Source organism: Mucilaginibacter sp. P25 (assembly GCF_050859465.1).
GTDB classification, from domain to species: Bacteria; Bacteroidota; Bacteroidia; order Sphingobacteriales; family Sphingobacteriaceae; genus Mucilaginibacter; species Mucilaginibacter gossypii.
Map to the genome: position 1 here is coordinate 5122873 of NZ_CP193937.1, position 24074 is coordinate 5146946.

Sequence of the window (24074 nt, forward strand, 5' to 3'; positions counted from 1 at the left end):
TTACAGATCTTTTTTGGAGAAAATTTTAAGCGCCAGTAGTACGGGTAAAACAGACCAGATAAATAGCATCGAAACACTGAAGGCAATGCCTGTACCGCTTCCGAAAAACTGTCGGTAAAGCGCGCCGGTGTAACCCATCAGAGCAGAAATATCCAGTTTTAACAAGATCATGATCCTTGCCAGGTCTACGGGATTTAAAGCCGTGAGCACAATCATGGCTTTTTCCAACGGATAATCGCTAAAGGTGAACAGGAACAACAGCACCAGGGCATCATAAATAATGGCCGCATAGAACCAAATCATTAGCGCAAGCCCAATCCCCTTTGATTTATCCCTGGTTTTAGTGGAAGCCCAGAAAGCGAGCGAAGTAAAACTTAAGGTTACCAAACCTCCGGCAACCATTAGGGTGATGCCCGTAGCTGAGAGTGCAAACAAAGCAACCGGCAGGCAAACTCCGAGCACAAAAGCGCCGAGGATAGAGCTACTGATGCCGAGGTATTCTCCCAATAAAATATCCCTGCGTTTGATAGGCTGGGAAACAAGCAATTCGGTAAACTCCGCGGCGTTGAAATAATAGGTGGTTGCATAGATAATACTGACCAGCGGCACAATGATCATCACAATTGTTGTAATACTTACCAGTCCTTTAATCACATCGCTGTCTGACAGGAAGATGACCGTACAAATGGTAGCGAGCAACAACGTGTAGGCAATGAGTACCTTACTGCGTATGATGTCGAGAATAATATATTTGGCTATCTTAAACATGTTCTTCAGTTAATAATCGGGTCAATATTTTACCCAGTTTCTGCTCACCTGTCTCCATTTGCAGCGCAGCCAGCGGCTCATAAAATTTGATCTTGCCTTCATAAAGGTACATCACGGTATCAGCTAACTCCTCCGACTCTGAAAGGATATGCGAGGTGATGATCACAAGCCTGTTATTTGCTTTTTCGGCGAGGATCTTTTGTTTTAAAATCTCGGTGGCAAAGGGATCAAGACCAGCTGTGGGTTCGTCGAGTATCAGTACGTCAGGATTAAACATAAAAGCAAGGGCGGCGCTCACTTTCTGCCTGGTACCTCCGGAAAGTGTCCTCATAGGCTTATGGTACATACTTTTGAGCCGGTAAGCCTCAATCAGGTCTGTATCAGGTATTTTATTGCAGTTACGAATATCAAGCATCATGTCAAACAACTGGCCAATCTTCATATTATCCGGGTAACGCCCGATCTGCGGCATATAGCCGATATATTTTTTATAATCAAAAGTCTTGTTGACTCTGGCTCCGCAAAACCGGATGTCGCCTTCGTCGGGTATAACCATACCGAGTATACTTTTGATCATGGTTGTTTTTCCGGAGGCGTTCGGCCCCAAAACAGACACAATGTTGCCGCTTTCAAAATGACAACTAATATCTTTTAGCACCTGCAATTTGCCGAATGTCTTTTTAATGTGGCTTAGTTCAATTAACGTGTCCATGGTTTCATTTTAGGGTTTATATCTTTAACAGATTCAGGGGTAAGAGATGGGATAGCCCGTTCAACCTTGTCTAAAAGATTGACCATAAAACTCCGCATCAACATCACGCTTTGCGGAATTTGCTCCATTATCTGCGCATAGAGGCTAACCGGCCGGTAGGGTACATCACCGGTGCCATCTTTATTCAAATCATAACCTTCATACTTGTCCCAGTAGTTCTGATCAAATTTATTAAGGTTGAGTAACCCGTTGGTTGTCACATCAAAAGAGTTCGACTCGAAATTATTCCGCTCAAACGTGCCGTTTTCACAATTAGCCAGTATACGCATAGCCCAACCGTTATTGATAAAGGTATTATTGTTAGCCGTCATGAGGTTGCAACCCTCCATGTAAATACCCGTCGTATTCCTAACGAAACGGTTGCCAACAATTTGAGACCGGGTAATATCTTTCAGCAGCAAACCATAAATGGAGCTTCCCCAGTTTTCAATAAACAAATTATCAAACATTCGTATCCGTTTGGAATACATCACCGCGACACCTGATCCGTTATTGCGAAAAGTGTTTTTTTGATACAGATCATCGTCCGAAAACATGAAGTGCAGCCCATACCTAAAGTTCCGTTCACTGGTATTACTGATGATCCTGCTCTTTTTCACAAATTCAAAGTAGATACCGTCGCGGTGGCGGGTAGAATAATTATTCATAATGATAACATCATGACATTGCCAGGCATGAATGCCGTTACCGGCCGTAAGCTCGGTACCAGTGCCACTGGTTGTATTACCAATAACAGACACATGATCGCAATCGGACAGGTAAATCCCAAAAAAGTTATTGATTAACCTGTTATTACTGATCGTAACATTGTGTACCTTATGCAGGCGGATACCGGCATAGTCGCGCATCGAACCGGTTTTAGAGTTTTTGAGCACAAAGCCGCTGAACGTAACACCATTCGTCAGGATAGTCACTACCTCTTCTTTATAATTTGCGTCCAGCACAGGATACCCATCGCCAATGATGGTCAGTCTTTTGGTGATAAGTGTATTGTACGAATAATAATACCCCTTCTTCACCTTGATCGTATCACCATCGGCAGCCTCAGCAACAGCTGCCTTTAAATCAGGCAGGGCAGTATCCACGGCCACTACAAGTGTACGTGCATGCGAAGCAACAGTTACCGCCACGGCAAAAAGACAAATGAGCGAGATCCTTTTCATGCGATCTTTTATTTAACAAGTTCATTCCAGGTCAGCAGTTTCCCGTTTCCGTTGCCAAGAAAGATTTTCGCCTCTTGTTCGGAAGCAAGGGCCGCGAGGTTACCGCCCATCGGAGAACTGATCTTTTGGTCATGTATATAGGTGCATTTGCGGGCATCCATAAGTGTACCGCCTGACTTGTAGTTTACGACAAGGTAAGTATCCGCATCGCCAAACTGCCCACGTTTTTCGCTGATGTAACCCAGCATACACTCTGCAGAATCGAACTTATAAACCTTGCCTTTGGAAGTTACGATCTCTGCACCGAATTTACGGTCCATAATTGTCATCATACAGTGTACGCAGGCATCTTTTCCATATTGCAGGGCCTCAGGCTTTTGACTGCAGGCGGTGATCCAAAGCGCCAGCAGCACGATCATTCCTCTCTTTTTCATTTCTTTTACCATTTCTTATTTCGATGTATAATGTAGCAGCGGTAATTATTCCGGCCAGGCCGATCAGCATCCCCCCGTAGCCGGAAAAGACCCTGCCAGGAAGTTCAGAAGTTGTTTATACCCAACCAGCGGAGGTTGATAATACATGCCTTCAACTTTAATGGCTGCATGAGGATCAAGATTGTGCCCATAGTTGTATTCCCATAGGTAAAAATCAATAAATCCGGTGGCGGCAAAAACGATCATCAGCGCCAGCAAGCCAATCAGCAGTTTTCTGCTGCCTTTTACTGAAGCAACCGACCCGATCAGGATGAGTAACCCGAACACATAGGGGGCAATCTTAAATTCGGCAAAGTTCTGCGGGTCGATATGCTGCATGCCGATATAATGGTTAAGCCCATTGATCTGCAGCACGTTTCCTGTGATACCATTCAGCCATATATCCATACTCAGGCCCTCGGGGTATTGTGGTGCGGACAAGGTAATCTCCCATAAAGGAAGAAAATACGCTGTTAGCAGCAGCACCATGGCTGCAGCTATTGCTATTCTTGAACCGGTTTTCATATTATTGGTATTAATGGGAGGACACAGGGCCCTCCCGTTGAATAAAAGATCTATTACCTTGCCGCCAGGTTTTCTCCCAGGTGGAAAGTAAGTGGTACGTTTGAGCCTTTAGGCGATACCCTAAAGTAACCAGACATCTCCTGGTGCAATGCAGAGCAGAAGTCGGTACAATAGAATGGGAAAATACCAGTCCGGTCAGGTGCCCATTTCAGTGTGGCGGTCTCGCCCGGCATGATCAACAATTCTGAGTTATTGGAACCTTTGATGGCAAAGCCGTGCGGAACGTCCCAGTCCTGCTCCAGGTTGGTCACATGCACATACACATCATCACCCTGATTTATGCCTTCTATATTGTCCGGGGCCAGGTGAGACCGGATAGCAGTCATGTATACATCCACCCGGTTGCCTTTTCTTACTACGCGGGCTTCTTTCTCTGATTTAGCAGCGTATGGATTATCATTCTCTTCCAGTTTAAAAAACTTCACAGAATTTTTCTCTATTTTCTCCGCCGGTATGGTCTGCGCATAGTGCGGCTCACCAATGGTCGGGAAGTCAAGCAATAGTTTCATCTTGTTGCCGGTAATGTCAATCAACTGGGCAGATTGCGTTAACTCAGGACCGGTGGGCAGATAACGGTCTTTGGTGATCTTGTTCAATGCAATCACATATTTACCGTATGGATGCCTGGAATCGCCGCCCGGTACAGAAAGGTGGCCGATAGAATAATAAGTTGGAATACGATCGATGATCTCACGTGTGTCCACTTTCCATTTTACAATCTCTGAAGACACGAACATGGACGTATAAGCATAACCTTTACCGTCAAATTCGGTATGCAGCGGACCTAAACCCGGTTTTTGCACTTCACCTTCCAATACAGTATTATATTTCAATACCGGAATACCGTCAAAATCCCCTTCAAATTGTTTTTGGTCAATAGCACCAAGCATCTTCTTAAACGAAAATACAGGAATCACCGCGGCCAGTTTACCGCTGGCTACAAAGTATTCGCCGTTGGGTTCCACGTCAACACCGTGGGGTGATTTTGGGCAGGGAATATAATAGATTAGTCCCGGATAATCTTTTACATCCAGCATGGTCACGTCGTTTTCCATGGCTGAAGTAGCTGAGTGGGTGCGCTCGTTATAGAGGTTATGCGCGTATTTAGCAGGCACTTTACGCCCCTTGCCCTGGGCCACCAACTCTTCTGCTTTTTTCCAGTTCACCGCCATGATAAAGTCCTTGTCGCGTTGACTGGCATTAACTTCAAGCAAGGTATTGGCTTGCTCCGTATTATAACAGGTAAAGAAGATCCAATCATGTGAGGGGCCTTTGCCGACATGTGCCAGGTCATAATTAAAGCCAGGAACAATCAATTGAAAGGCAATGTTCATGCGGCCTGTGTTCTTATCTACTTTGATAAAAGTCGCGGCACCTTTGAACTTCTTTTGAAATCACCTATCGATACATCCTTATCTCCATCAAGCGGTACGCTAAAACGAGTGTTACCTACTATATACTCGGTATTTTCTGTACAAAATGGAGATGCGTGGTTACCGGCAACGTTTGGTAACTCCAGAATTTCTTCCGTTTTGAAAGTTGCCAGGTTGAGACGGGCAATGCGTGGCGTATTATTGCCGTTGATGAAAAGCCAGCGGCCATCATCTTCGCCATTGGTTTTGGAAAGTTCAGGATGGTGCGTGTCGTCCCAGGGCACAAATCCGTGCGAGGTGTTGAGCATTGGTTTGGTCTCTTCTGAGTAGCCATAACCATTTTCCGGGTTCTGGGAAAACACAGGTATCACTTTAAGCAACCTGCCGGAAGGAATACCATACGCTGCAATCTGGCCGCTGAAGCCACCGGAAGCGAACATGTACAATTCATCATGCTTGCCGGGCGCTACGTATACTTTTTTGGCAGCATCTTCATCGGTGGCCGCCTGCCCCGTTTTACCTGCTTTACAACCGCTGGCGATGGCAATCGCCCCCAGTCCCGCTAACAACAGGGTAGTTTGTGAAATTCGTTTCATGGTTTAAACATATAAAGAGGTTATTGATCGTTTTTTCTCAAATACTCAAGTATCTGTCGGGTTTCATCGTCACTTACATTCTGAAAACTCATCTGAGTCAGATATTTTGCTAAAAGCGCTTTACCCACGGGGTCTTTTTGTTCCATTTCTACCGGATTGGTGATTTGGTTCATGATCCATTCCGGCGTACGGCGTTTGGTTACCCCTTTCAGGCCGGGCCCAACTACCTTCTGATCTGTGATCTGGTGACAGGCGGAGCACTTGGCAGTAAAAACTCCTTTGCCTTTGTCGGCCATTGCATTGTCGATTGCGCCGATCTCCACGCTTGTGAATTTACCTACGCCCTTGCTTTCACTTTTGGCGGCTGGGTCAACGTCTGCTGAAGATGCGGCCGAACTATTTTCGGCATTGGCAGCCGGAGCAGATTCCGTCGCCTGTTTATCACCCCCATTGGAAGGGCCGCAAGCGGCCAAAAGAGCCATACCTCCTATAAAGGCGGCCCGGATAAAGCTGGTTGAAATTTTCATTATTTTCATATTTATAATACTTCGAAATTGCTTTATTAATTTTGACTATTTCATGATTTAAATCATGTTTTTTTAGTGATATATCTCATTTAAATAGCATTTTATATGATATATAATATACTTATAGATTCCGCCTCAAAGCCACTCTTTATAAATAAAGATATTTTTATCTTTTATTGTTTTAAACTTGTCCCCTCCTGTTTGTTGAATAAAAATTTGCTTATTTTAAAACGTACTTATTTTGCTGGTAATCGCTTACCAGGTCTCGAAGGGATTTTTTGTTAAATTCGAGGAGCAGTTGTGTCCGTACCGTCTTAATTTCGTCGTGCACCGAACAAGGCTTCGTGTCGGAACAGTTTTTAAGTCCAAGTATGCAGGCATTGAATAGCCCGTCCCCTTCAATAGCCCGGATAATATCAATCAGGTAAACCTTGGCGGAGTTTTCAATATAAAAACCTCCGTGCGGACCTTTGCTGGAGGAAATGACGCGCTTTCGGGATAACCCCTGCAGGATCCTGGCAGTGAAATGTACAGGTGCACCTATCGCTTCAGCGACCTCTGAGATGCCGGTCTTTTCTTTGTTCAAGGTCTTATAACCAACATATACTGCCGCCCTGATGGCATATTCACATGATTTAGATAATAACACTACTATCCTTTCAACTTAAAACTTATAATTGAGAATTATCTTTTAACTGCTGTTCGAGTTGAACCGACTTTGGAAACAAAATATTGTTCTCGAGGTGTATATGTGTGTGCAGGTCATTTTCAAACTCCTGCAACTTTTGGAAAAGGATGCGATACGAGGTACAGGCATCTTCTGGAAGCGCATAGTTATTTGTCATTTGCCTGATCTCTTCGAGTTCTTCTCCCGCTCCTTCATGCTCCATCTCCATCATTTGAATGGGATTCATAACCCCGCCAAACGGTGCCGGCAACACAGCGGTACCTAATTCCCGGGCTGTCACCATATCCCTGATATAAGGAAAAAGGATGCGCTCCTCTTTAATCATGTGCATGCTCAGTTCCTGTGCCACCGTAGCGAATACGTTAGCCACCCCAATCAATTCGGGGTGTTTGTCCCCGTGTACACGCGCCACTTTTGTTGCAAGTTCACCAATAAAGGGGATATCGTCACGCACATATTTATGATGGACATTTACTACGTAGTCACTTAAAAAATCAAGAGCCCAGTCCTGAAAATTATGAGCATTTACATATTCTCCGCTATCCGCCGACTGCAGTGCGAGCTTCACTTCTTCAACGGCAAGCCCTTTTTTCACGCAGGCTTCTGTTAATGTTTTTTTGCCGCCGCAGCAGAAATCAATGCCGAGTTTTTTGAAAACCATCGCCTTCCTATAGTCTTTAGCAACAATCTCACCAATTGTCTCTTCCTGGTTATGCGGGTTCTTTTTACCAATCAGAACCCTCCAAACCTCCGGGCCGCTCGTCAGATATTCCCAGTTAAAGATCTGTCCGCGCTCTGCCAGCAACTGATAATAAAGCGGTTTGGGGTCATGATCATTGTGAATGATCAATTCCTCACCGCCGGTCAGCTCATCGAATCTCTTAAAAATAGTGGGATGTTTTAGTTTTGGTTCAATGACCGTTACATCCAAAATTTGTGTTTCCATTTGTTATTAATTTAATAGAAGACAAATTTATCCTTTATTATTGTTCTTGTATATTTTAGGCTGTTCTTTTTTTGTAAATGTGATAACAATCAATTTTTAAAGCGTAAAAGTGACCGCGCTCATTAGCTCCGGCTGAAACTTTGAAAAGCATTGCCGTAATTTCAGTAAAAAATAGTCATGGCACGTTAACCCGATATTTGAGGCAAATTACCGGGCGTTCAACCGAAGGGAAATCAGATTATGTCCAGGCACTTCCGGATACAGTTGATAAGCTCAGCTTCGTCATATGGTTTAATGAGATAGTTTTGTATTCCCATCACTTTTGCTATGTCCTGGTCCCTCTTTTCGGAAAGTGCGGTAGTAAAGATAAAGGGGATGTTTTTTTAAGGGAATCCTCTTGAAGCTGATTGAACACATCGTATCCGCTAATACCCGGCATAACTACATCCGAAATAATCAAGTCCGGGTGTAAATCAGTCAGGTACAATCCTGCCTCGCCGCAGTCGGCAACCAGCACTTCGAAACCGTAAAGCTCCAGCAGCTCTGCTGCGTTTTCCCGAATGTCCTGGTTGTCTTCGATTAGGAGAACTTTGTTTTTCATATCCGGCGTGTTAATCCAAAAATAAATATTTGAATCTGATTTTACACGCTACCTGCCTCGCTTTTTTTGAACTACCTAAAATTAGCAGCCCAAAATAGCCGACCCCGCATAGCAGCAACAGTATGGATAGCAACAATAATTGGGGCTCAACATCCTGAACTATTATTCCGACAAGTTTTAAGGCGGGTTCAACAAATAATATCACGAGATATGCGAAAGTCAACACTATATAACTTCCGTTTATGATCTGCAATTTTTTTCCGGCGCCGAAAAAGCCGGCTTGCTTAAACTGATCGAGTATGATTGGTGTCACGATGCCCAATGTTAGCAAATGAATATAGCCAATGATGATATTACGGTCACTGAAAGCCCATCTGCCAATGACGGGAATACATACCAGGGTTTGAAAAACGGTTTTTAAGGTGATGGCCAAAAATGCAACTTTTAACAGCAAAGGCAGTTTCAGCAGCCTCGTTTTCCGACCCCGGCATATCATAAACCACGCAGTAAGATTACCCGCAGCCGCAATTCCGGCTATCAGAAAAACCCAACCGGCAGGGTTGCTCCACAAGGTAAAAATTAAATACAGCGGCAGGTTCGACCAAATTAATAGTTGATATACCCAACGCTGCGGATTGGTTGGGCACATATTAAAATAGGTGATTTCAACCAACGCAATGGCCGCCAACTGCATCCAGCCATTCAACTGAAAATGCAGGTAAACATAAATTGCATCCTGGTACACTGCCGTGCCTTTTAATCCCATAACCATAAGCGGCCCCAGGGCTAAGGGGCCAAGTGAGGAAAAGCAGAGAAAAAACAAAGCGCCAAGGGCCAATTGGCGCGCGCCCTTTGAAAGTTGCCGGGTTTCCTTTAAACTTTTCAGGAACTGCAGGGTAAAATAATAAGTACTTAAAATAAAAAACGTCGAAAAAATAATAGAGACTGTTTTGTAGCCCTGAAAGGAGAAACTAACCAGCATGCCATATGCACTTACTAGTGTTGCATTAAGGGCATACAGGAACTTCCGGCGTCTTTGAACAGGCGAAACCCGTCCGGCCAATAGCATGGCCAATCCAAGAAAAGCCCACCCGGCAAAAGCGAAATGCGAGTGAGCATGCAGTAAAAAAATATAGTTTAAATGAGGCACAAAGGTAACATGCATCAGCCTGAGCAACACGCCAAAAACAGCAAGCACCACAAAGCTGCCTCCTGCCCAATAATGATACCTGCCTTTACTTATCCAGTCCATTATCCCCACAATTGTTTTTTGCCTTCTTCGGTAATATTATCAAAACCCCATACTGGCTCCCAGGTGAGTTGCACATCTGTCTTGTAGTCCGCAAATCTGGCTTCGAGGCAATTGGCCACCCCCTGCAAAATGGCTTCACCCACCGGGCAACTGGGTGACGATAAGGTCATTACCACCACCAGCATCCTCAATGCGCTATTTGCCCTGATAGTATAAACAAGTCCCAAATCAATGATATTGACATGAAGTTCAGGGTCAATAATGGATCGTAAGCGCTCCCATGCTTCCATTTCTATGTAAGTATCAGGATCGGTAATGTCAAAGCTATGCATGGCCGGTTGTTTTTTTGTGGGTAAGGACCCTGGTTAAATTTAAAAGATAGCAAAGCGCCGTTAACAGCAGGCAACCTGAGGCAATACGCGCAGGCGTAGCCAGGCCGGATAACGCCATAGTAATCATGGATAATATAAAACCGGTAAAGGCAATACCCTGGATGATCAGTAATTTTTGACTGTATAGATCCGAAGGTAAAGGTGTAGGTTCTTTGCCAGTGCCTGGTCCATAAATTTTTAGCCAAACCAGAAAAGGCAAAGTTTTAAACGCCTGCCCCAGGATCAGTAAAGAAAGCCAGCCCATTAGCACCAATAATCCGTATAGTTTAGTAAGTGCAATGCCTTGTGTGGTATTTTGAACATGCGCGTTAATAATAAGCGGCTGTATCAGCAATGCAGCCAGCAGCAATATAAAAGACAACACGGTGTACATCATAGGCAAATCCAACTTTCTTTTCATTCGTGACCGGTAACATTGGATTAAATAAATGAAATATATGATAAACGCTGCAGCTGGAAGCAGTGCGATGAGATAGGTCCGGTTATTGATACCTTCCAGGTATGTATCAATCACAAATGCAAGCAGGCCGCCATTCAGCAGATAATAAACCCAATCAAGCAGCTGCAAATTCTGTTTGCGGGACACCAGGAACATCGGCACCAATTTACTGCTTACCCCTATCACTAACAATAAAAACCAGCCTCCCATTCCCATATGCGCATGGAGCCTTAAAAACTGAAGGTGATCCTGCGGCAGAAAGGCGTAACGGAGGTTGAATACCAGCAGAACCCCAAGAATACCGGTGGCCAGCAACCAGATACAGGAAGTATTGATCATTTCCTGATGAATGTTCTCCTTTTTGTTCTTTAATCTTTTTCCTGTTAGAAAAATGACAATGGTAAAGCCAAGCATGCCGGTTAGCAGCAGCAGTGCCCCTCCCTGCATACATAAACCTGGTTCAAAACGCCAGAAAGAACAAACCAACAGGACAAGCCCGCTCAAAAAAGCGACGAATGATAGCCAGGGCAAACGATAGCCTGACAACCCTGTTTCAAGTATGACCGGTACAAGTTGATACGCTGCACCGAAAATAACCATAGTAACCCAGCCCAACGCGGCAAGATGGGTAATGGCTAATAATTTCGGCTGAAAATAGTGCCCGGCAAAATCTGCCGACGCAAAGAAAAACAAGACACCGATAAGCACAAAACAAACCGCTGAAGCCAGGTAGTGAGCCCTTACAATAGGGTATAATTCGGGATGCTGTTTAGTGATCATATTCATGGCCTATAGATAAACAGGATAACTGCTTCCGCTGTTTCCATGATGCGAAAGTCAAAACCTCTTTCTTTTAATACCGGGAGCAGATGAACGGGGACTTTTCGATGCCAGACATACAAGGCTTCAGTGGTTTTCAGCGTTTCCAGCTTGTCCAGGATCATAGTCATAGGCTTGGGCATTTGGAAAGGCCTGACGTCCATAATGTGCAATTGGTAGGCTTTCATAAGTTCCGTGAGCCCATCTGCTTCAACCGATAATTCCGATATATTCATTATAAGCTCATCAGGTTCGGCCTCATTCTTTAGGAAATAAGTATTCACAAGTTCCGGTCCCGCGATGTCCATAAACGAACGGTATCCCTTATTTTCCAGAAGACTGATTAACGGCACAGGTTCAAAAGTATTGATCACTTTAAGCACCTCGCCATTTTTAAGCCCGGCCGCCGCTGTAAGGATGATTTTTAAAGGGTCATTTCCTGCCGCCAAAATCGGTCTGACATCAAGATCAATAATTTTAGTAAAAGAAGCGGCAAGGGGAAGCGGTAACCTGTCAACTTCAACAGCTTCGTGCGCCGCTTTAAATCCAAGCGGTCTAAGGACGTCAAAAAATTCATTCAACGAGCAGCCAGCTATCCTGCAAGCCTGAGCAACGGATACCCGTTTGGCTAAAACCTTTCTGAGCACAGGATTTTTCAGCCGGTTAAAATTTTTATTGAGTTCGGTAAGTTTTTGGATTATCAGCTCTTCGTTATACTTCAGCAGATCACTGATTAGGCTATTAGCATTCAATACAATGTGTATTTCTGACGGTTCCATTTTTTTATGAGTTGATGGACAAATGTAAATAATAAAAGATAAAATTATCTTTTATTATTCAGAAAGGTGACGCAAAGATTACGTTTACCCGGCTACGATATTTTTTTACGTCGTTCACCCATCGATCAAATGGCTGCCAACAATTGGTTTCCTGTTCTCTCTCTGCCCACATTACCTACGCTATTTTTAAAAAGCCCCTATCTCCTAAAATAAACTTTTCAAAATGGTCCGATGCTATGGCAGTTGATCTTCTCCCTGATTTCCTTCTGGTTTCCCTGCACTTGTTAGTAATTGTGATCATTTTTTAAGCTGATCAACGTCATGTTGAAGTTTAAAGCCATTCTTGATCTTTGTTTTTTAAGAAACCACCGATAAAAAAGCAGAACAGGTCGCGCTGTTTAACTGAGCTATTTATGGTACAAAGGGTCTTCTACTTTTACGAGCCCGTATTTAATGGTTTTATGAATATTAACAAAACAACCAGTCACCCATATGAAAACTATAATTGCTGCAACAGACTATTCGCCGGCTGCTGAAAACGCGGTAACCTATGCCGCCGCTTTGGCCAAACATTTCAACTACAGGCTCCTGCTTTTTAATGCCTTCAGCTTGTCCCTGCACGAATCGAATACGCTCCTGCCAGCTTCAATTGTAAGCGACCTGGAGGCAAAAATCAAGACCGGCTTGCACAACAAGCAGCAATAACTGCACTGATTCACGACATCACTGTCAGTTATGAAACCAGTTATACGCCGGTTACAGATGAATTACAAAACCTGGTAAAAAAGCACAATGCTTCGCTGGTAGTGCTTGGCATGGCCCCGGAAAGTCAGGATCAATGGGTTTTAGGCAATACAACTACAACTGCCATCAAAAATTTGGCTTTCCCTGTGCTGGTCGTCCCCATTGGCGCCCGGTTCAAAGGGCTAAGGAAAATCATGCTGGCATGTGATGTGGCTAATGACCAGCCCGTACAGTTACTTTCCATGATTCGGAATGAAGTTATTGCTTTCGAATCGCCGGTGGAGATTTTTTATGTTAATAAAGAAGCAGCTGAAATAAAACCTGTTCAGGGCACAGTACCGCATAATTTCCAGGCAGCTGGTATTGATTGTGTTTATAGAGAAACTAATTCAAATAAAATCGTTGCCGAATTAAAAAAAGAGCTTATTACTTGTGGCGCCGAGTTGTTGATCATGATCCCCAAAAAGCACGGCTTCTGGTCTTCACTCCTTCACCGAAGTAAAACCCGCCAAATGGCTACCGGGCTGAACATACCGTTACTTGCTGTTCCTATGAGTTCATGAAATTAAGTAATGATCCCCAGAATTATAAAATATTTGCCTGGGGATCAGTTTACCGCCCGGTGGTTTCACCGAGCAATTGCCTGCACTGCCGGGCAATTTCCAATTCTTCGTTGGTGGGCACCACCAATATTCTGGCACGGGAAGCCGGTGAACTAAGATCACGAATCCCATTGCCTTTTTCTGAATTTTTTGCGTTATCCAGCTTAATGCCTAAAAAATCCATATTTCGGCAAACGAGGTCGCGGGCCAGGGCATCATTTTCACCAACCCCAGCCGTAAACACAATTGCATCAAGCCCGTTCATTGCAGCGGCATAAGCGCCAATAAATTTTTTAATCCGGTAGGCATACATCTCATAAGCAAGCTCCGCCCGGTCATTCCCATTATTATAAAGCGCGCTGATATCCCGCATATCGTTATGACCGGTAAGCCCTTGCATGCCGCTTTGTTTGTTTAACAACGTAGTAAGTTGTTCTGTACTGTAATTTTCTTGTTCTGAAAGGTATAATAATACCGAGGCATCAATGCTTCCGCTTCTTGTTCCCATGATCAACCCATCAAGCGGGGTAAGCCCCATACTTGTATCCACGCTCTTTCCGCCGTTAACAGCGGCCATGCTGCAGCCATTACCAAGGTGAATGGTAATGAGTTTTGCATCTGTATGATTAAGATATTTCATTGCTTCACCACTAACGTACTGATGACTTATGCCATGAAAGCCATAAACACGAATGCCGTGGTTTTTATAAAAAGAGTCGGGTATAGCATACCTAAAAGCTTTTTCGGGTAGCGATGTATGAAACGCGGTATCAAATACCGCAATCTGTACAGCCTGGGGGAAAATCTTTTCTGACACTTCGATACCCTTTATATGCCCCGGATTATGCAAAGGCGCCAGTGGGTACAGTGCTTTGATCTTGTCTTTTACCCCGGGCGTAATGACTGTGGTACCGGTAAGTTTTTCGCCGCCATGAACTACACGATGACCAACCGCGCCCACTTGTCCCGAATCGCGGATCACCGCGATACCATCCCTGGTGAGCAGTTCGCCCACAGCCTGCATGCCGGCTTCGTGATCGGGTACCTGTTGTTGAATGTACAACACTTTTTCCTCGTCATGCTGCCTGTATTTATGAGTGATCAGCGCATCTGGCTGACCGATGCGTTCAACCAGGCCACTGCAAAGCGGGCTGCTTGAATCCTGAGAAAATAACTGGTATTTGATAGAGCTGCTGCCCGAATTGATAACAAATATTTCCATATGTAAAATTATAATGAGGCCGGGCTATCCTGACTTTGTATAGCAGTGATAATAACGGTATTAAAAACATCATCAACAGTGCAACCGCGGCTAAGGTCATTAACCGGTTTATTCAACCCCTGCAGCATCGGCCCAATGGCCAGTGCTCCCGTTTCCCGCTGTACCGCTTTATAAGTGTTATTCCCGGTATTCAGATCAGGGAAGATCAATACGCTTGCTTTGCCGGCAACTTCTGAACCGGGCATTTTCTGGCTGCCAACTACCGGATCTACAGCGGCATCATATTGTATAGGACCTTCTACTTTAATATCGGGCCGTCTGTCACGCACCAATTGGGTAGCTCGCCTAACCTTTTCCACATCGGCCCCTGAACCTGATGTGCCCGATGAATATGAAAGCATTGCAACACGCGGTTCAATGCCAAAACGCAGGCTGTTATCTGCCGACGAGATAGCTATCTCGGCCAGTTCTTCGGCAGTAGGGTCGGGATTTACCGCACAATCGCCAAATACAGAAACACGGTCGGCCAGGCACATAAAAAAACAGATGACACCGTAGAGATGCCGGGCTTTGTTTTAATAAACTGCAGGGCTGGGCGTATAGTATGCTGAGTAGTATGAACAGCCCCGGAAACCATTCCGTCGGCGTGCCCTTTATAAACCATCATCGTTCCAAAATAAGATACATCCGTCATGAGGTCCCTCGCCATTTCGAGGGTTACGTTTTTACTTTTACGCAGCTCATACAGTGTTTGAACATAATCTTCGTAATGAGGCGAACTGGCCGGGGGTATAACGGTTACCTTATTGAGATCAAGGTCAATGCCCAACCGTTTCACCGAAGCGGCTATTTCTGCAGGATCGCCAAGCAGGATAATGTTAACCAACTGCTGGGCAATCAGCCTTGCGCTCGCCTGCAGGATGCGGTCGTCATTCCCTTCGGGCAGTACAATTGTTTTGCGTTCCCGCTTAGCCCATTGAGTGAGCTGGTATTGAAACATGTGCGGCGTCATCACATTGGAATGATATGTTACCAGCATTTTATCAAGGGCGGCGATATCTATATAACGGTTAAATGTTTCTATAGCAAGCCGTATTTTTTTAGTATTATCCGCTGTAATACGGGCTTTAACAGCTGCCACCTGATTGGTTGTTTCAAAAGTGCCTGAGCCGACAGCGAGGATAGGGACAACGTTCTGCAATCCTTCAATCAACCTCATCACCGGTTCTTCCGGAATTGCACCTGCCGTAAGTATAATGCCGGCCACGCGGGGATAACTGGCAGATTGATTGGCTTGCAACGAGCTGATGACAATATCCCCCTGTCGCCAGGTGTAACGATCAAAACATTCTCCTTCAGATAATTCAAAAAATTGGGCACCTGCATGGCGCCGGTCACAAAGTTATCAACCTGGTTTCCGAGGTGTTCACTACCAAACAGCAACCTGCCGTCCAACTTTTCAAAAATATCGCGAACAGTTGGGTTTTCCAGGCCCGGATCAGCGGGTACAACGGCGATAAGTATATTTTCGGACAATTGCGCACGCAGCAATTGTTGTACATCTGCAGCCTGATCGGCCTGTACCCTGTTGACAACAACCGCTAATACCTGAATATCCTGCACCTGGTAAGCCTGCCTGAAATTCAGCGCATCCTGAACGATTTCGGCAGTGGTTTTCCCCACGCCCGATACAAGGAGTAAGACGGGGGAGTTCAGATTTTTGGCGATGAGCCGGTTAGTTTCAAACTCAAATGCCGTTCCCTGCCCTTCAAAATCACTCCCTTCAACTACAGTAAAATCACACGTCGCTTCTAAGGCCTTAAACCGTGCGATAATCGCGTCGATCATGTCGCCCTGGTGCTGATCTTTGATCTGCTGCATAGCCCCCTGCCGGGTAAATACATAGGTATCCCGATAAGTTTGCGGTAGTTGAAAATGTGCCAAAACCGTTTCAATATGGGTATCTGGCTGCTCTTCCGGGCCGAAAGGTATAATGGGTTTCAAATAACCTATCTTTTGTGCCCGGCCAAGCAGCATAGCCACCAAACCCAATACAATAACTGATTTGCCGCTATAGGGTTCGGCCGAAGTGATATAAATACTTTTTGTCAAAACCTTTATAAATTAATTTTTCTTGTGGAACTAAGCAGCCCGCCTTATGCCCGTCAATGCTAATTTAAGGTCCTTCATTGTCAATAAAGCACCCCCTACCCTGATCTGTAAACTGATAAAGTCATCTATCAGCGATAACCCGATCACAGCTCCCGGAACAACGATCAACTGTTCTATTTTGTTTATAAAATGAAGAATATCTTTATGCAGGTCATGTTGCTCAAGCATAGCCGAGTGCAGCCCTTCTTCAATATGCCTGGCCGCGTTTTTTTCGCCAGCCAGCAGTTTTGTTAAAAAGGCGTGCTCATTATCCAGGAAGGCAAGGTCTGCCAGCCATTGTTTACCGGTGAGGTAAATTTCCTGAAGTTCAAATTCCAGTTCGGTGTCTTCAATAAGTGCTTCCATCGTTTGAATATTTTATAGTACAAATATCGTTGCCGGATAAAATCTTATAACGGTAAACGATCAAAAACAAAAATGATCTCCGTCATATTTAACTACGGCCTGAGCAGGATAGTGGGGATACATCCCTGGCTAAAAACAACAACTATATGGATAAACAGACCTTACCACACCAGCAAACACCCTGCATCAGAAAAACTGCATCGGGCAGATGCTTAATTGTCTTTCGCGTGATGAGATTTACCCCCGCGATGCACGCTTTTGTTTGCGCAAATGCAGGTGCACTATTCCAAATAATGTAGCTTTAATAGACAAAATAGCAGTGATTAGTTTTTTCACGGTTGTTTGTTAGCCAAAGCAACGGCATTTTAAATAGCAAACAACTGACAATCAGCACAAAAAAACAACAATAGTCATTTATTGCAAGGATGAATTATCCTATGTTTGAAAGATAATCTATCCAAAAAAAACATAAAAAGAAAAGGAAATTCTATAAACAACACTTTACTAATTTGCTGATATTTGTACCGTGATCAAGAAAATGTTCGTAACTTTTTTAGCTGTGCTGTACCTCGGGGTTTCTTCGGGTGCAACATTGCATTATCAGTACTGCATGGGCAGACTGGTCAAGGTTGCGTTGTGGCATGATGAGCAGGGCAAAAAATGCAATACTTGCGGTATGAACTACCATGGCAAGGCTGCAAAAAAATGCTGTACAGATAAACACCAGCAACTGAAATCGGAAAAGAGCAGCTCACTTACGTACAGCCAGATTGGCCTGGGCACAAGCCCCGCATTGTTGGTTATACCGCTTTTCGGGTTAGTGCCTTACAATTACCTGCCGCTGAAAATTAGTCATCCGGTTGGCCAGTCACCGCCGCTTGTCACTACCCTACCTGTTTTTTTACGCAACTGCACCTTCCGCATTTGATTTTCCTTTTGCTTCAATCCGAAGCCTGGTAGCTTTCTTATGGCTATCCTGCAACCCTAAAACTTCTTTAATTCATAGTTTCCTGCTACGGCGGGAAATGATATTCATTACTTAATCATTTCTATATCATGAAAAAGATTCAAATTTTCGTTTTCGCCATCATCATGCTATTTGCTTTTAACCAGGTTAAAGCACAAAACACTTCATCCAAAGCGGATGTACTTTCGGCCTATTATGGCGTAAAAAACGCCCTGATCAGCGGCGACGCGTCTGCAACCAATGCCAAAGCCAAAATGTTGCTGGCTGCAATCAGTTCATTTCCGGTCGACAAGCTTTCAGCAGCCGATAAAACTACCTGGACAAAATATGCGGATAAGTTGCAGTTCGATGCCCGCCATATTTCGGAAAGCGATGATATCACGCATCAGCGTGAACATTTTGCCAGCCTTTCAGAAAACATGTTCGCCACCGTACAGGCAATCAAACTGAACAATGCCCCTGTTTACCGCGACTATTGTCCGATGAAAAAATCATATTGGTTAAGTGAAACTGCCGCTATTCAAAATCCCTACTACGGCAATCAAATGTTAACCTGTGGCGCTGTAAAAGAAACTTTACCTGCAGCTAAGTAATTAAAGGGCCGGGGTATATACTCCGGCCTTATATTTTAATACTATGAAGAAGTTTATTTTATTGTTCCTTTTTTGCTGCCTGTTGTCAGTTCCATTGCCCAACATTCGGGGATGAAAATGGAGTCTGCCGGTCAGAGCAAGCATCTTCCGTTTTTCACCAAAACAGGTAACCGGGAGATTTACCACTTATATATCAATGATACCACCGTTAACTATACCGGCAAACAGCGGCCGGCTATGGCTATAAATGGCAGTATCCCTGCACCCGAACTGGAATTTATCGAAGGCGATACTGCCGAGATCTATGTGCACAATGAAATGATGATGGAAACCTCTATCCACTGGCACGGGCTGATCCTGCCCAACCGGTATGATGGTGTTTCCTATCTAACTACCACGCCCATCAAGGCTGGTGAAACGCACCTGTTCAAATTTCCGCTGGTGCAGCACGGAACCTACTGGTACCACTCCCATACGATGACGCAGGAACAAAGCGGGCTGTACGGGGCATTTATCATTCATAAAAAACAGGCATCCCCTTTAAAGGAATATACCCTGCTGCTAAGCGACTGGACCGATGAAAACCCGGAACAGGTACAGCGCCGCCTCCATAATGCCACAGACTGGTACGCCATCCGTAAAGGCAGTACCCAGAATTATTTGCAGGCGATACAAACCGGACATTTCAAAACAAAGCTGGCCAATGAATGGAAACGCATGACTGCCATGGATGTAAGCGATGTTTACTACGACCGTTTTTTCAGCAATGGCAAGGCCGAAAACCAAGCTCCCGAATTTAAAGCCGGCGACAAGGTGAAACTGCGGGTAATTAACGGAAGTTCTTCTACCTATTTCTGGCTTGGCTGGGCGGGCGGCAAACTGAAAGTTTTTGCCAATGACGGCGAAGATGTTCAGCCGGTTGAGGTGGACCGGATGATCGTAGGCGTTGCCGAGACTTATGACCTGATGGTTACTATTCCCGCTGATGGCAGTTATGAGTTCCTGGCGACACCCGAAGATCGTACCAAATATACGTCGCTTTGGCTGGGCAGCGGTGCTAAACACGCCGCTAAAAAGCTGCCTAAGCTGAAATATTTTGACGGCATGAAAATGATGAATGATATGATGGATATGCACGGTAACATGAAGGAAATGGAAGGAATGAAGATGACTACCCAGGTAATGGACATGAACACCGTGATGTATCCCGAACTTGACAAAGGCAAGCCGCCGGTTACCCTGAACTATGGTATGCTGAAAGCCCTTCAACCGACAACGCTTCCAACCGGCCCTACCAAAGTGTTCAATTTTGAATTAACCGGTAACATGAACCGCTATATCTGGACGATCAACAACAAAACCGTTTCGGAATCTGACAAGATCCTGATTAAGCGGGGAGAAAATGTTCGTATCATTCTCTATAACAATACCATGATGCGTCATCCTATGCACCTTCACGGGCATTATTTCAGGGTATTAAACGGACAGGGAGAATACTCGCCGCTGAAGAACACCCTGGATATTATGCCGATGGAAAGGGACACCATCGAATTCCGTGCCAGCGAAAGTGGCGACTGGTTTTTCCATTGTCATATCCTATACCATATGATGAGCGGTATGGGGCGGATCTTCAGTTACGAAAACTCGCCGCCTAACCCCGAAGTGCCCGACCCCGCAGCTGGCTTTAAGAAAGTAGCTGCCGACGATCGTAAATATTATGCATCGGCCAAACTGGGGCTGGAAACAAACGGCAGCGATGGCAACGCGGCTTTAGCAAATACCCGCTGGAAATTTTCTACCATGTGGCACCTTGGAATAAACAATACCAAGGGATATGAGAGTGAAACCATGTTTGGAAGGTACTTTGGCCGTATGCAATGGCTGTATGCTTATGCAGGATTTGATTATCATTATAAAAAAACAAACGAACAGGAAAAAACCTGTTCGGTCAGCTCAGCAATAAAAACAACCGGCATACGGTAGTTGCAGGTTTGGCCTACACTTTGCCATTACTGTTTGTGGCCGATGCCCGTATTGATGGCAATGGCAAACTCAGGTTTCAACTTGGCCGGGAGGATATTGCATTGACCAGCAGGCTCCGGTTTTCTATTACAGGCAATACCGATAAAGAATATAGTACCGGATTGCGCTATATCGTTAATAAGAATTTTTCTTTCTCCAGCCACTATGACAGCGATATGGGCTTAGGCGCCGGATTAACATTAACCTATTAGTAGTTATCAGTAAGTAAAGCTAATTAATACAAACGACTATGGAACATCAGCATCATGAACACCAGCACGAAATGCCTGAAATGAAAGGTCACGATCATCCACAACATCAGGAAAGGAATGGTATGGGGCATGGAGACATGGGCCACGCCGGGTATGATCACGGAGCCATGATCGCTGATTTCCGTAAGCGTTTTTACGTGGTGCTGGCATTCACCCTACCCATATTGGCCCTGTCGCCAATGATCCAGCACTGGCTGCACCTGCAAATTGGTTTCCCGGGCGACCGGTATATACTTTTTGCGCTGTCGACGGCAGTTTTTCTTTATGGCGGCCGGCCGTTTCTGACCGGGTGGCTTTCGGAACTAAAGGCGAAAAACCCTGGTATGATGACCCTGATTGGTTTTGCCATATCCGTTGCTTACCTGTACAGTGCGGCTACCGTATTCGGGCTTAAGGGCATGGATTTCTTCTGGGAACTGGACACGCTTATTCTCATTATGCTGTTGGGACACTGGATCGAAATGAAATCGATAGCAGGTGCCTCGCGCGAGCTCGAATTGCTGGTCCAGCTCATGCCTTCAGCCGCGCACGTGCTTAAAGGAGACGTTACAGAGGACGTAAAAACGGAAAGCCTGAAAGAAAATGACCTGATCTTAATTAAACCAGGCGAAAAGGTACCCGCCGACGGTATGGTGGAAGATGGCGAGAGTTACCTGAATGAGTCCATGCTGACAGGGGAATCTGCCCCGGTGCAAAAAACAAAAGGCCAGCAAGTGATTGCCGGATCGGTGAACGGTAACGGTTCATTAAAAGTTCGTGTTACACATAGCGGTAAAGATTCCTATTTGTTCAAAGTCATCGATCTTGTCCGCGATGCGCAAAACGCTAAATCAAACACGCAGTTGTTAGCAGATAAAGCGGCCCGTTGGCTAACTATCATTGCGCTCTTAGCCGGTATAACTACGTTCGTGGTATGGATTAGCCTGGGGCACGACCTGGCCTTTGCCATGGAGCGGATGGTGACCGTTATTGTGATCTGTTGCCCGCATGCGCTTGGCCTGGCTGTTCCCCTCGTGGTAGCTAAATCAACATCCTTATCGGCGCAACATGGCCTGCTGATCAAAAACAGGACTGCTTTTGAAAATGCACGAAAGATCACGTCTATAGTTTTTGATAAAACCGGCACCTTAACTAAAGGAAAATTTGAGGTATCCAGGATGGTGTTTACCGAAGGAGTGCTGAAAAGCGAAAATGAATTACTTAAGCTGGCGGGGGCATTGGAAAGCAATTCAGAACATCCGATAGCCACAGGCATTTTAAGTGAAGTTAAAAAAGAAAACTAACCCTTCCAGAAGCCGCACAATTTAAAGCCATCACAGGTAAAGGCGTTGAAGCGGTTGCAGAGCAAAAGCACATCAAAGTGGTCAGTCCCGGTTATCTGAAAGAAAATAGCATCAGCCTTCCGGTAAATTTCAAGGTGGCCAGTAACGAAACTGTGGTATTTGTATTGATCGGTGAAAAACTTGCCGGGTTTGTTGCCCTTGCCGATGCCATCAGAGAGGAATCAAAGGGAGCGATAGCAACCCTCCACGAAAACGGCATTAAGTCGATACTCCTGACGGGCGATAATAAGCAGGTTGCCGAAAGTGTTAGCACACAGCTGAAAATGGATGGCTTTTTTGCCGAAGTACTGCCGCATGAAAAACTGGAAAAGATCAAAGAATTACAGCAACAGGGCGAGTTTGTAGCAATGACAGGTGATGGTGTAAACGACGCCCCCGCACTTGCCCAGGCCGACGTTGGCATTGCTGTTGGCTCGGGCAGCGACGTTGCTGCCGAAACCGCCGGCATTGTGCTGGTAAACAGCAATCCTAAAGACATCGTTAACCTGATCCTGTTTGGTAAAGCCACCTACCGTAAAATGACACAGAACCTGGCCTGGGCAACTGGTTACAATGTGATAACCCTGCCACTGGCAGCAGGCGTTCTGTACAACCAGGGTATTATGGTAAGCCCGGCAATTGGCGCGGTACTCATGACAGTGAGCACGGTAGTGGTGGCCATTAATGCCAGCCTGTTATCGATAGGTAACAAAAAATAGTTGGCAATTTGCAGTTAGGTGCCTGGCGTGAACCGGGCCAGCTCATAAATGCCTAAAGACTTTTCAATACCGGCCACTTTCTCAACCATCCCTTCAAACCCGTTTTTGCCAAACAGTTTATGTTCGTTATTTTCAAATTCCTCACCCAGCGCGTCATATTCATGATGGGATACGATCTTGCGGAAGGCGGGGAATAAAATGGTATCCTCGCGCGCTTCATGCGGGCGGTACATCCTGTTGAAATTATTCAACAAGGTAATAAGCTGCTGTTTTTCCGTATCGGTCAGGTTTTGAGACTTAGTTAATTGCATGAGCTCATCCGTGATAGTACGCCCAGCCTTATGCTGCGCCAGCAACGTTTGTACAAGATCAGTTAACTGGTTGGCCTTTTGAAAACGTGGGAACAGGTAGTTTTCTTCCTGCTTTTCATGGTAATCCTCAACAAAGGTGCGAATAATGCCAGCTGAGTTTAACAATGCTTCCATCGGGAAACCCTGCTTATCTATTAGGAGGCCTTTGCAATGGTCATAAATGAGCAGCACCCGGTTCAGTAAACCGTGCTCCTGCATAAGATCCTCGGGTGGCGATACTTTTTGATCCTCCTCATCATCGTTGTCATTACAAGCTGATAACAATGTCAGCCCGGTTAGTGACCCAATGGCGGCTGTCTTAATAAAATCCCTGCGGTGTTGATTTGCGGTTTCCATAGCGAAGTCAGATAAGATGATGATCAATGACTAACAAAAATCGTACTGTATCAGGCAATACTGCAAAATATGTTTAGTAATAAAGGTACTATGATATTTTGAACGCTGGAAATCCTCTTTTTCTTATTCGCTATTTAATAATCCCTTTCATGCCCCGGTTATATTCAGGCAAAATTGATATTACTTCTGTTTATCCGATACCTCAAACATCTGC

General features: G+C 45.0%; 27 protein-coding genes and 1 pseudogene. 8 read left to right on the forward strand and 20 right to left on the reverse strand.

Annotation, left to right across the window (positions count from 1 at the left end; genetic code table 11):
- From ACRQ5D_RS25860 to ACRQ5D_RS25930, 15 genes are all read right to left on the reverse strand, one after another.
- Positions 1 to 768, reverse strand: coding sequence for an ABC transporter permease subunit (locus ACRQ5D_RS25860; RefSeq protein WP_090525226.1), 768 nt, complete (start codon positions 766 to 768; stop codon positions 1 to 3).
- Positions 761 to 1480 (reverse strand): ABC transporter ATP-binding protein, encoded by a 720-nt coding sequence (locus tag ACRQ5D_RS25865; protein ID WP_091163667.1) that lies wholly within the window; start codon positions 1478 to 1480, stop codon positions 761 to 763. Before ACRQ5D_RS25865 ends, ACRQ5D_RS25860 begins: the two co-directional genes overlap by 8 nt.
- The gene (locus ACRQ5D_RS25870; protein WP_091163664.1) at positions 1468 to 2703 is read right to left on the reverse strand and encodes a nitrous oxide reductase family maturation protein NosD; all 1236 of its coding nucleotides are present in this window, start codon (positions 2701 to 2703) and stop codon (positions 1468 to 1470) included. Before ACRQ5D_RS25870 ends, ACRQ5D_RS25865 begins: the two co-directional genes overlap by 13 nt.
- 8 nt (positions 2704 to 2711) lie before the next feature.
- Positions 2712 to 3137 carry a nitrous oxide reductase accessory protein NosL gene (locus tag ACRQ5D_RS25875; protein WP_176844387.1) on the reverse strand — a complete coding sequence of 142 codons (426 nt, stop codon included), beginning with the start codon at positions 3135 to 3137 and terminating at the stop codon, positions 2712 to 2714.
- A 63-nt stretch (positions 3138 to 3200) separates the two neighbouring features.
- On the reverse strand, positions 3201 to 3701 hold the full coding sequence (locus ACRQ5D_RS25880; protein ID WP_432327060.1) for a hypothetical protein: 501 nt from the start codon (positions 3699 to 3701) through the stop codon (positions 3201 to 3203).
- 53 nt (positions 3702 to 3754) lie between these two features.
- Positions 3755 to 5095: a Sec-dependent nitrous-oxide reductase gene (gene nosZ, locus ACRQ5D_RS25885; RefSeq protein WP_432327062.1), complete on the reverse strand. Its 1341-nt coding sequence runs from the start codon at positions 5093 to 5095 to the stop codon at positions 3755 to 3757.
- Positions 5096 to 5112: 17 nt separating this feature from the next.
- Positions 5113 to 5730, reverse strand: coding sequence for a hypothetical protein (locus ACRQ5D_RS25890; protein ID WP_432327064.1), 618 nt, complete (start codon positions 5728 to 5730; stop codon positions 5113 to 5115).
- Positions 5731 to 5750: 20 nt separating this feature from the next.
- Positions 5751 to 6257 carry a c-type cytochrome gene (locus ACRQ5D_RS25895; protein ID WP_431200750.1) on the reverse strand — a complete coding sequence of 169 codons (507 nt, stop codon included), beginning with the start codon at positions 6255 to 6257 and terminating at the stop codon, positions 5751 to 5753.
- A gap of 220 nt (positions 6258 to 6477) precedes the next feature.
- On the reverse strand, positions 6478 to 6906 hold the full coding sequence (locus ACRQ5D_RS25900) for an RrF2 family transcriptional regulator (RefSeq protein ID WP_091163655.1): 429 nt from the start codon (positions 6904 to 6906) through the stop codon (positions 6478 to 6480).
- Positions 6907 to 6928: 22 nt separating this feature from the next.
- The gene (gene ric / locus ACRQ5D_RS25905) at positions 6929 to 7891 is read right to left on the reverse strand and encodes an iron-sulfur cluster repair di-iron protein (protein WP_091163653.1); all 963 of its coding nucleotides are present in this window, start codon (positions 7889 to 7891) and stop codon (positions 6929 to 6931) included.
- 325 nt (positions 7892 to 8216) lie between these two features.
- Positions 8217 to 8492 (reverse strand): response regulator transcription factor, encoded by a 276-nt coding sequence (locus tag ACRQ5D_RS25910; protein ID WP_091163648.1) that lies wholly within the window; start codon positions 8490 to 8492, stop codon positions 8217 to 8219.
- 10 nt (positions 8493 to 8502) lie between these two features.
- Complete coding sequence (locus tag ACRQ5D_RS25915) at positions 8503 to 9744, reverse strand: hypothetical protein (RefSeq protein ID WP_432327067.1); 1242 nt, start codon at positions 9742 to 9744, stop codon at positions 8503 to 8505.
- Complete coding sequence (locus ACRQ5D_RS25920) at positions 9744 to 10076, reverse strand: metal-sulfur cluster assembly factor (protein WP_218134368.1); 333 nt, start codon at positions 10074 to 10076, stop codon at positions 9744 to 9746. Before ACRQ5D_RS25920 ends, ACRQ5D_RS25915 begins: the two co-directional genes overlap by 1 nt.
- A complete protein-coding gene (locus tag ACRQ5D_RS25925; protein WP_143020707.1) occupies positions 10069 to 11355 on the reverse strand; it encodes a hypothetical protein in 1287 nt (428 codons plus the stop codon). Before ACRQ5D_RS25925 ends, ACRQ5D_RS25920 begins: the two co-directional genes overlap by 8 nt.
- A 2-nt stretch (positions 11356 to 11357) precedes the next feature.
- Complete coding sequence (locus ACRQ5D_RS25930; RefSeq protein WP_091163638.1) at positions 11358 to 12173, reverse strand: DUF2249 domain-containing protein; 816 nt, start codon at positions 12171 to 12173, stop codon at positions 11358 to 11360.
- A 492-nt stretch (positions 12174 to 12665) separates the two neighbouring features.
- On the opposite strand from ACRQ5D_RS25930, the gene ACRQ5D_RS25935 reads away from it, so the two are divergent.
- Both ACRQ5D_RS25935 and ACRQ5D_RS25940 read left to right on the forward strand, forming a co-directional pair.
- Entirely contained in the window at positions 12666 to 12878 is a 213-nt protein-coding gene (locus ACRQ5D_RS25935; protein WP_432327069.1) for a universal stress protein, read from the forward strand.
- A gap of 17 nt (positions 12879 to 12895) precedes the next feature.
- Entirely contained in the window at positions 12896 to 13480 is a 585-nt protein-coding gene (locus ACRQ5D_RS25940) for a hypothetical protein (RefSeq protein WP_432329870.1), read from the forward strand.
- 49 nt (positions 13481 to 13529) lie between these two features.
- Here ACRQ5D_RS25940 and ACRQ5D_RS25945 read toward each other — a convergent pair whose 3' ends face one another.
- The 4 genes and pseudogenes from ACRQ5D_RS25945 to ACRQ5D_RS25960 all read right to left on the reverse strand — a co-directional run bounded on the left by ACRQ5D_RS25945 (position 13530) and on the right by ACRQ5D_RS25960 (position 17258).
- Entirely contained in the window at positions 13530 to 14741 is a 1212-nt protein-coding gene (locus ACRQ5D_RS25945) for an acetate/propionate family kinase (protein WP_091163634.1), read from the reverse strand.
- Between the two features lie 8 nt (positions 14742 to 14749).
- Positions 14750 to 16008 (reverse strand): annotated as a pseudogene (pta, locus tag ACRQ5D_RS25950) (phosphate acetyltransferase).
- Positions 15960 to 16853 (reverse strand): phosphotransacetylase family protein, encoded by an 894-nt coding sequence (locus ACRQ5D_RS25955; RefSeq protein WP_432327071.1) that lies wholly within the window; start codon positions 16851 to 16853, stop codon positions 15960 to 15962. Before ACRQ5D_RS25955 ends, pta begins: the two are co-directional and overlap by 49 nt.
- Positions 16854 to 16883: 30 nt before the next feature.
- Positions 16884 to 17258: a hypothetical protein gene (locus ACRQ5D_RS25960; RefSeq protein ID WP_091163628.1), complete on the reverse strand. Its 375-nt coding sequence runs from the start codon at positions 17256 to 17258 to the stop codon at positions 16884 to 16886.
- A gap of 538 nt (positions 17259 to 17796) precedes the next feature.
- Between ACRQ5D_RS25960 and ACRQ5D_RS25965 the strand changes: the two genes are divergently transcribed.
- The 6 genes from ACRQ5D_RS25965 to ACRQ5D_RS25990 all read left to right on the forward strand — a co-directional run bounded on the left by ACRQ5D_RS25965 (position 17797) and on the right by ACRQ5D_RS25990 (position 23153).
- Positions 17797 to 18186 (forward strand): HYC_CC_PP family protein, encoded by a 390-nt coding sequence (locus tag ACRQ5D_RS25965; RefSeq protein WP_091163624.1) that lies wholly within the window; start codon positions 17797 to 17799, stop codon positions 18184 to 18186.
- 128 nt (positions 18187 to 18314) lie between these two features.
- The gene (locus ACRQ5D_RS25970) at positions 18315 to 18818 is read left to right on the forward strand and encodes a DUF3347 domain-containing protein (protein WP_091163622.1); all 504 of its coding nucleotides are present in this window, start codon (positions 18315 to 18317) and stop codon (positions 18816 to 18818) included.
- A gap of 111 nt (positions 18819 to 18929) precedes the next feature.
- Positions 18930 to 20801, forward strand: coding sequence for a multicopper oxidase domain-containing protein (locus ACRQ5D_RS25975; protein WP_432327073.1), 1872 nt, complete (start codon positions 18930 to 18932; stop codon positions 20799 to 20801).
- An 8-nt stretch (positions 20802 to 20809) separates the two neighbouring features.
- Positions 20810 to 21052: a hypothetical protein gene (locus tag ACRQ5D_RS25980; protein ID WP_432327074.1), complete on the forward strand. Its 243-nt coding sequence runs from the start codon at positions 20810 to 20812 to the stop codon at positions 21050 to 21052.
- A 38-nt stretch (positions 21053 to 21090) separates the two neighbouring features.
- Positions 21091 to 22395, forward strand: coding sequence for an HAD-IC family P-type ATPase (locus ACRQ5D_RS25985; protein WP_431198337.1), 1305 nt, complete (start codon positions 21091 to 21093; stop codon positions 22393 to 22395).
- A 77-nt stretch (positions 22396 to 22472) separates the two neighbouring features.
- Positions 22473 to 23153, forward strand: coding sequence for an HAD-IC family P-type ATPase (locus tag ACRQ5D_RS25990; protein ID WP_431198338.1), 681 nt, complete (start codon positions 22473 to 22475; stop codon positions 23151 to 23153).
- 14 nt (positions 23154 to 23167) lie between these two features.
- Here the strand turns inward: ACRQ5D_RS25990 and ACRQ5D_RS25995 are convergent, their stop codons facing one another.
- Complete coding sequence (locus ACRQ5D_RS25995; protein WP_091163614.1) at positions 23168 to 23860, reverse strand: hemerythrin domain-containing protein; 693 nt, start codon at positions 23858 to 23860, stop codon at positions 23168 to 23170.
- Positions 23861 to 24074: the final 214 nt, after the last annotated feature.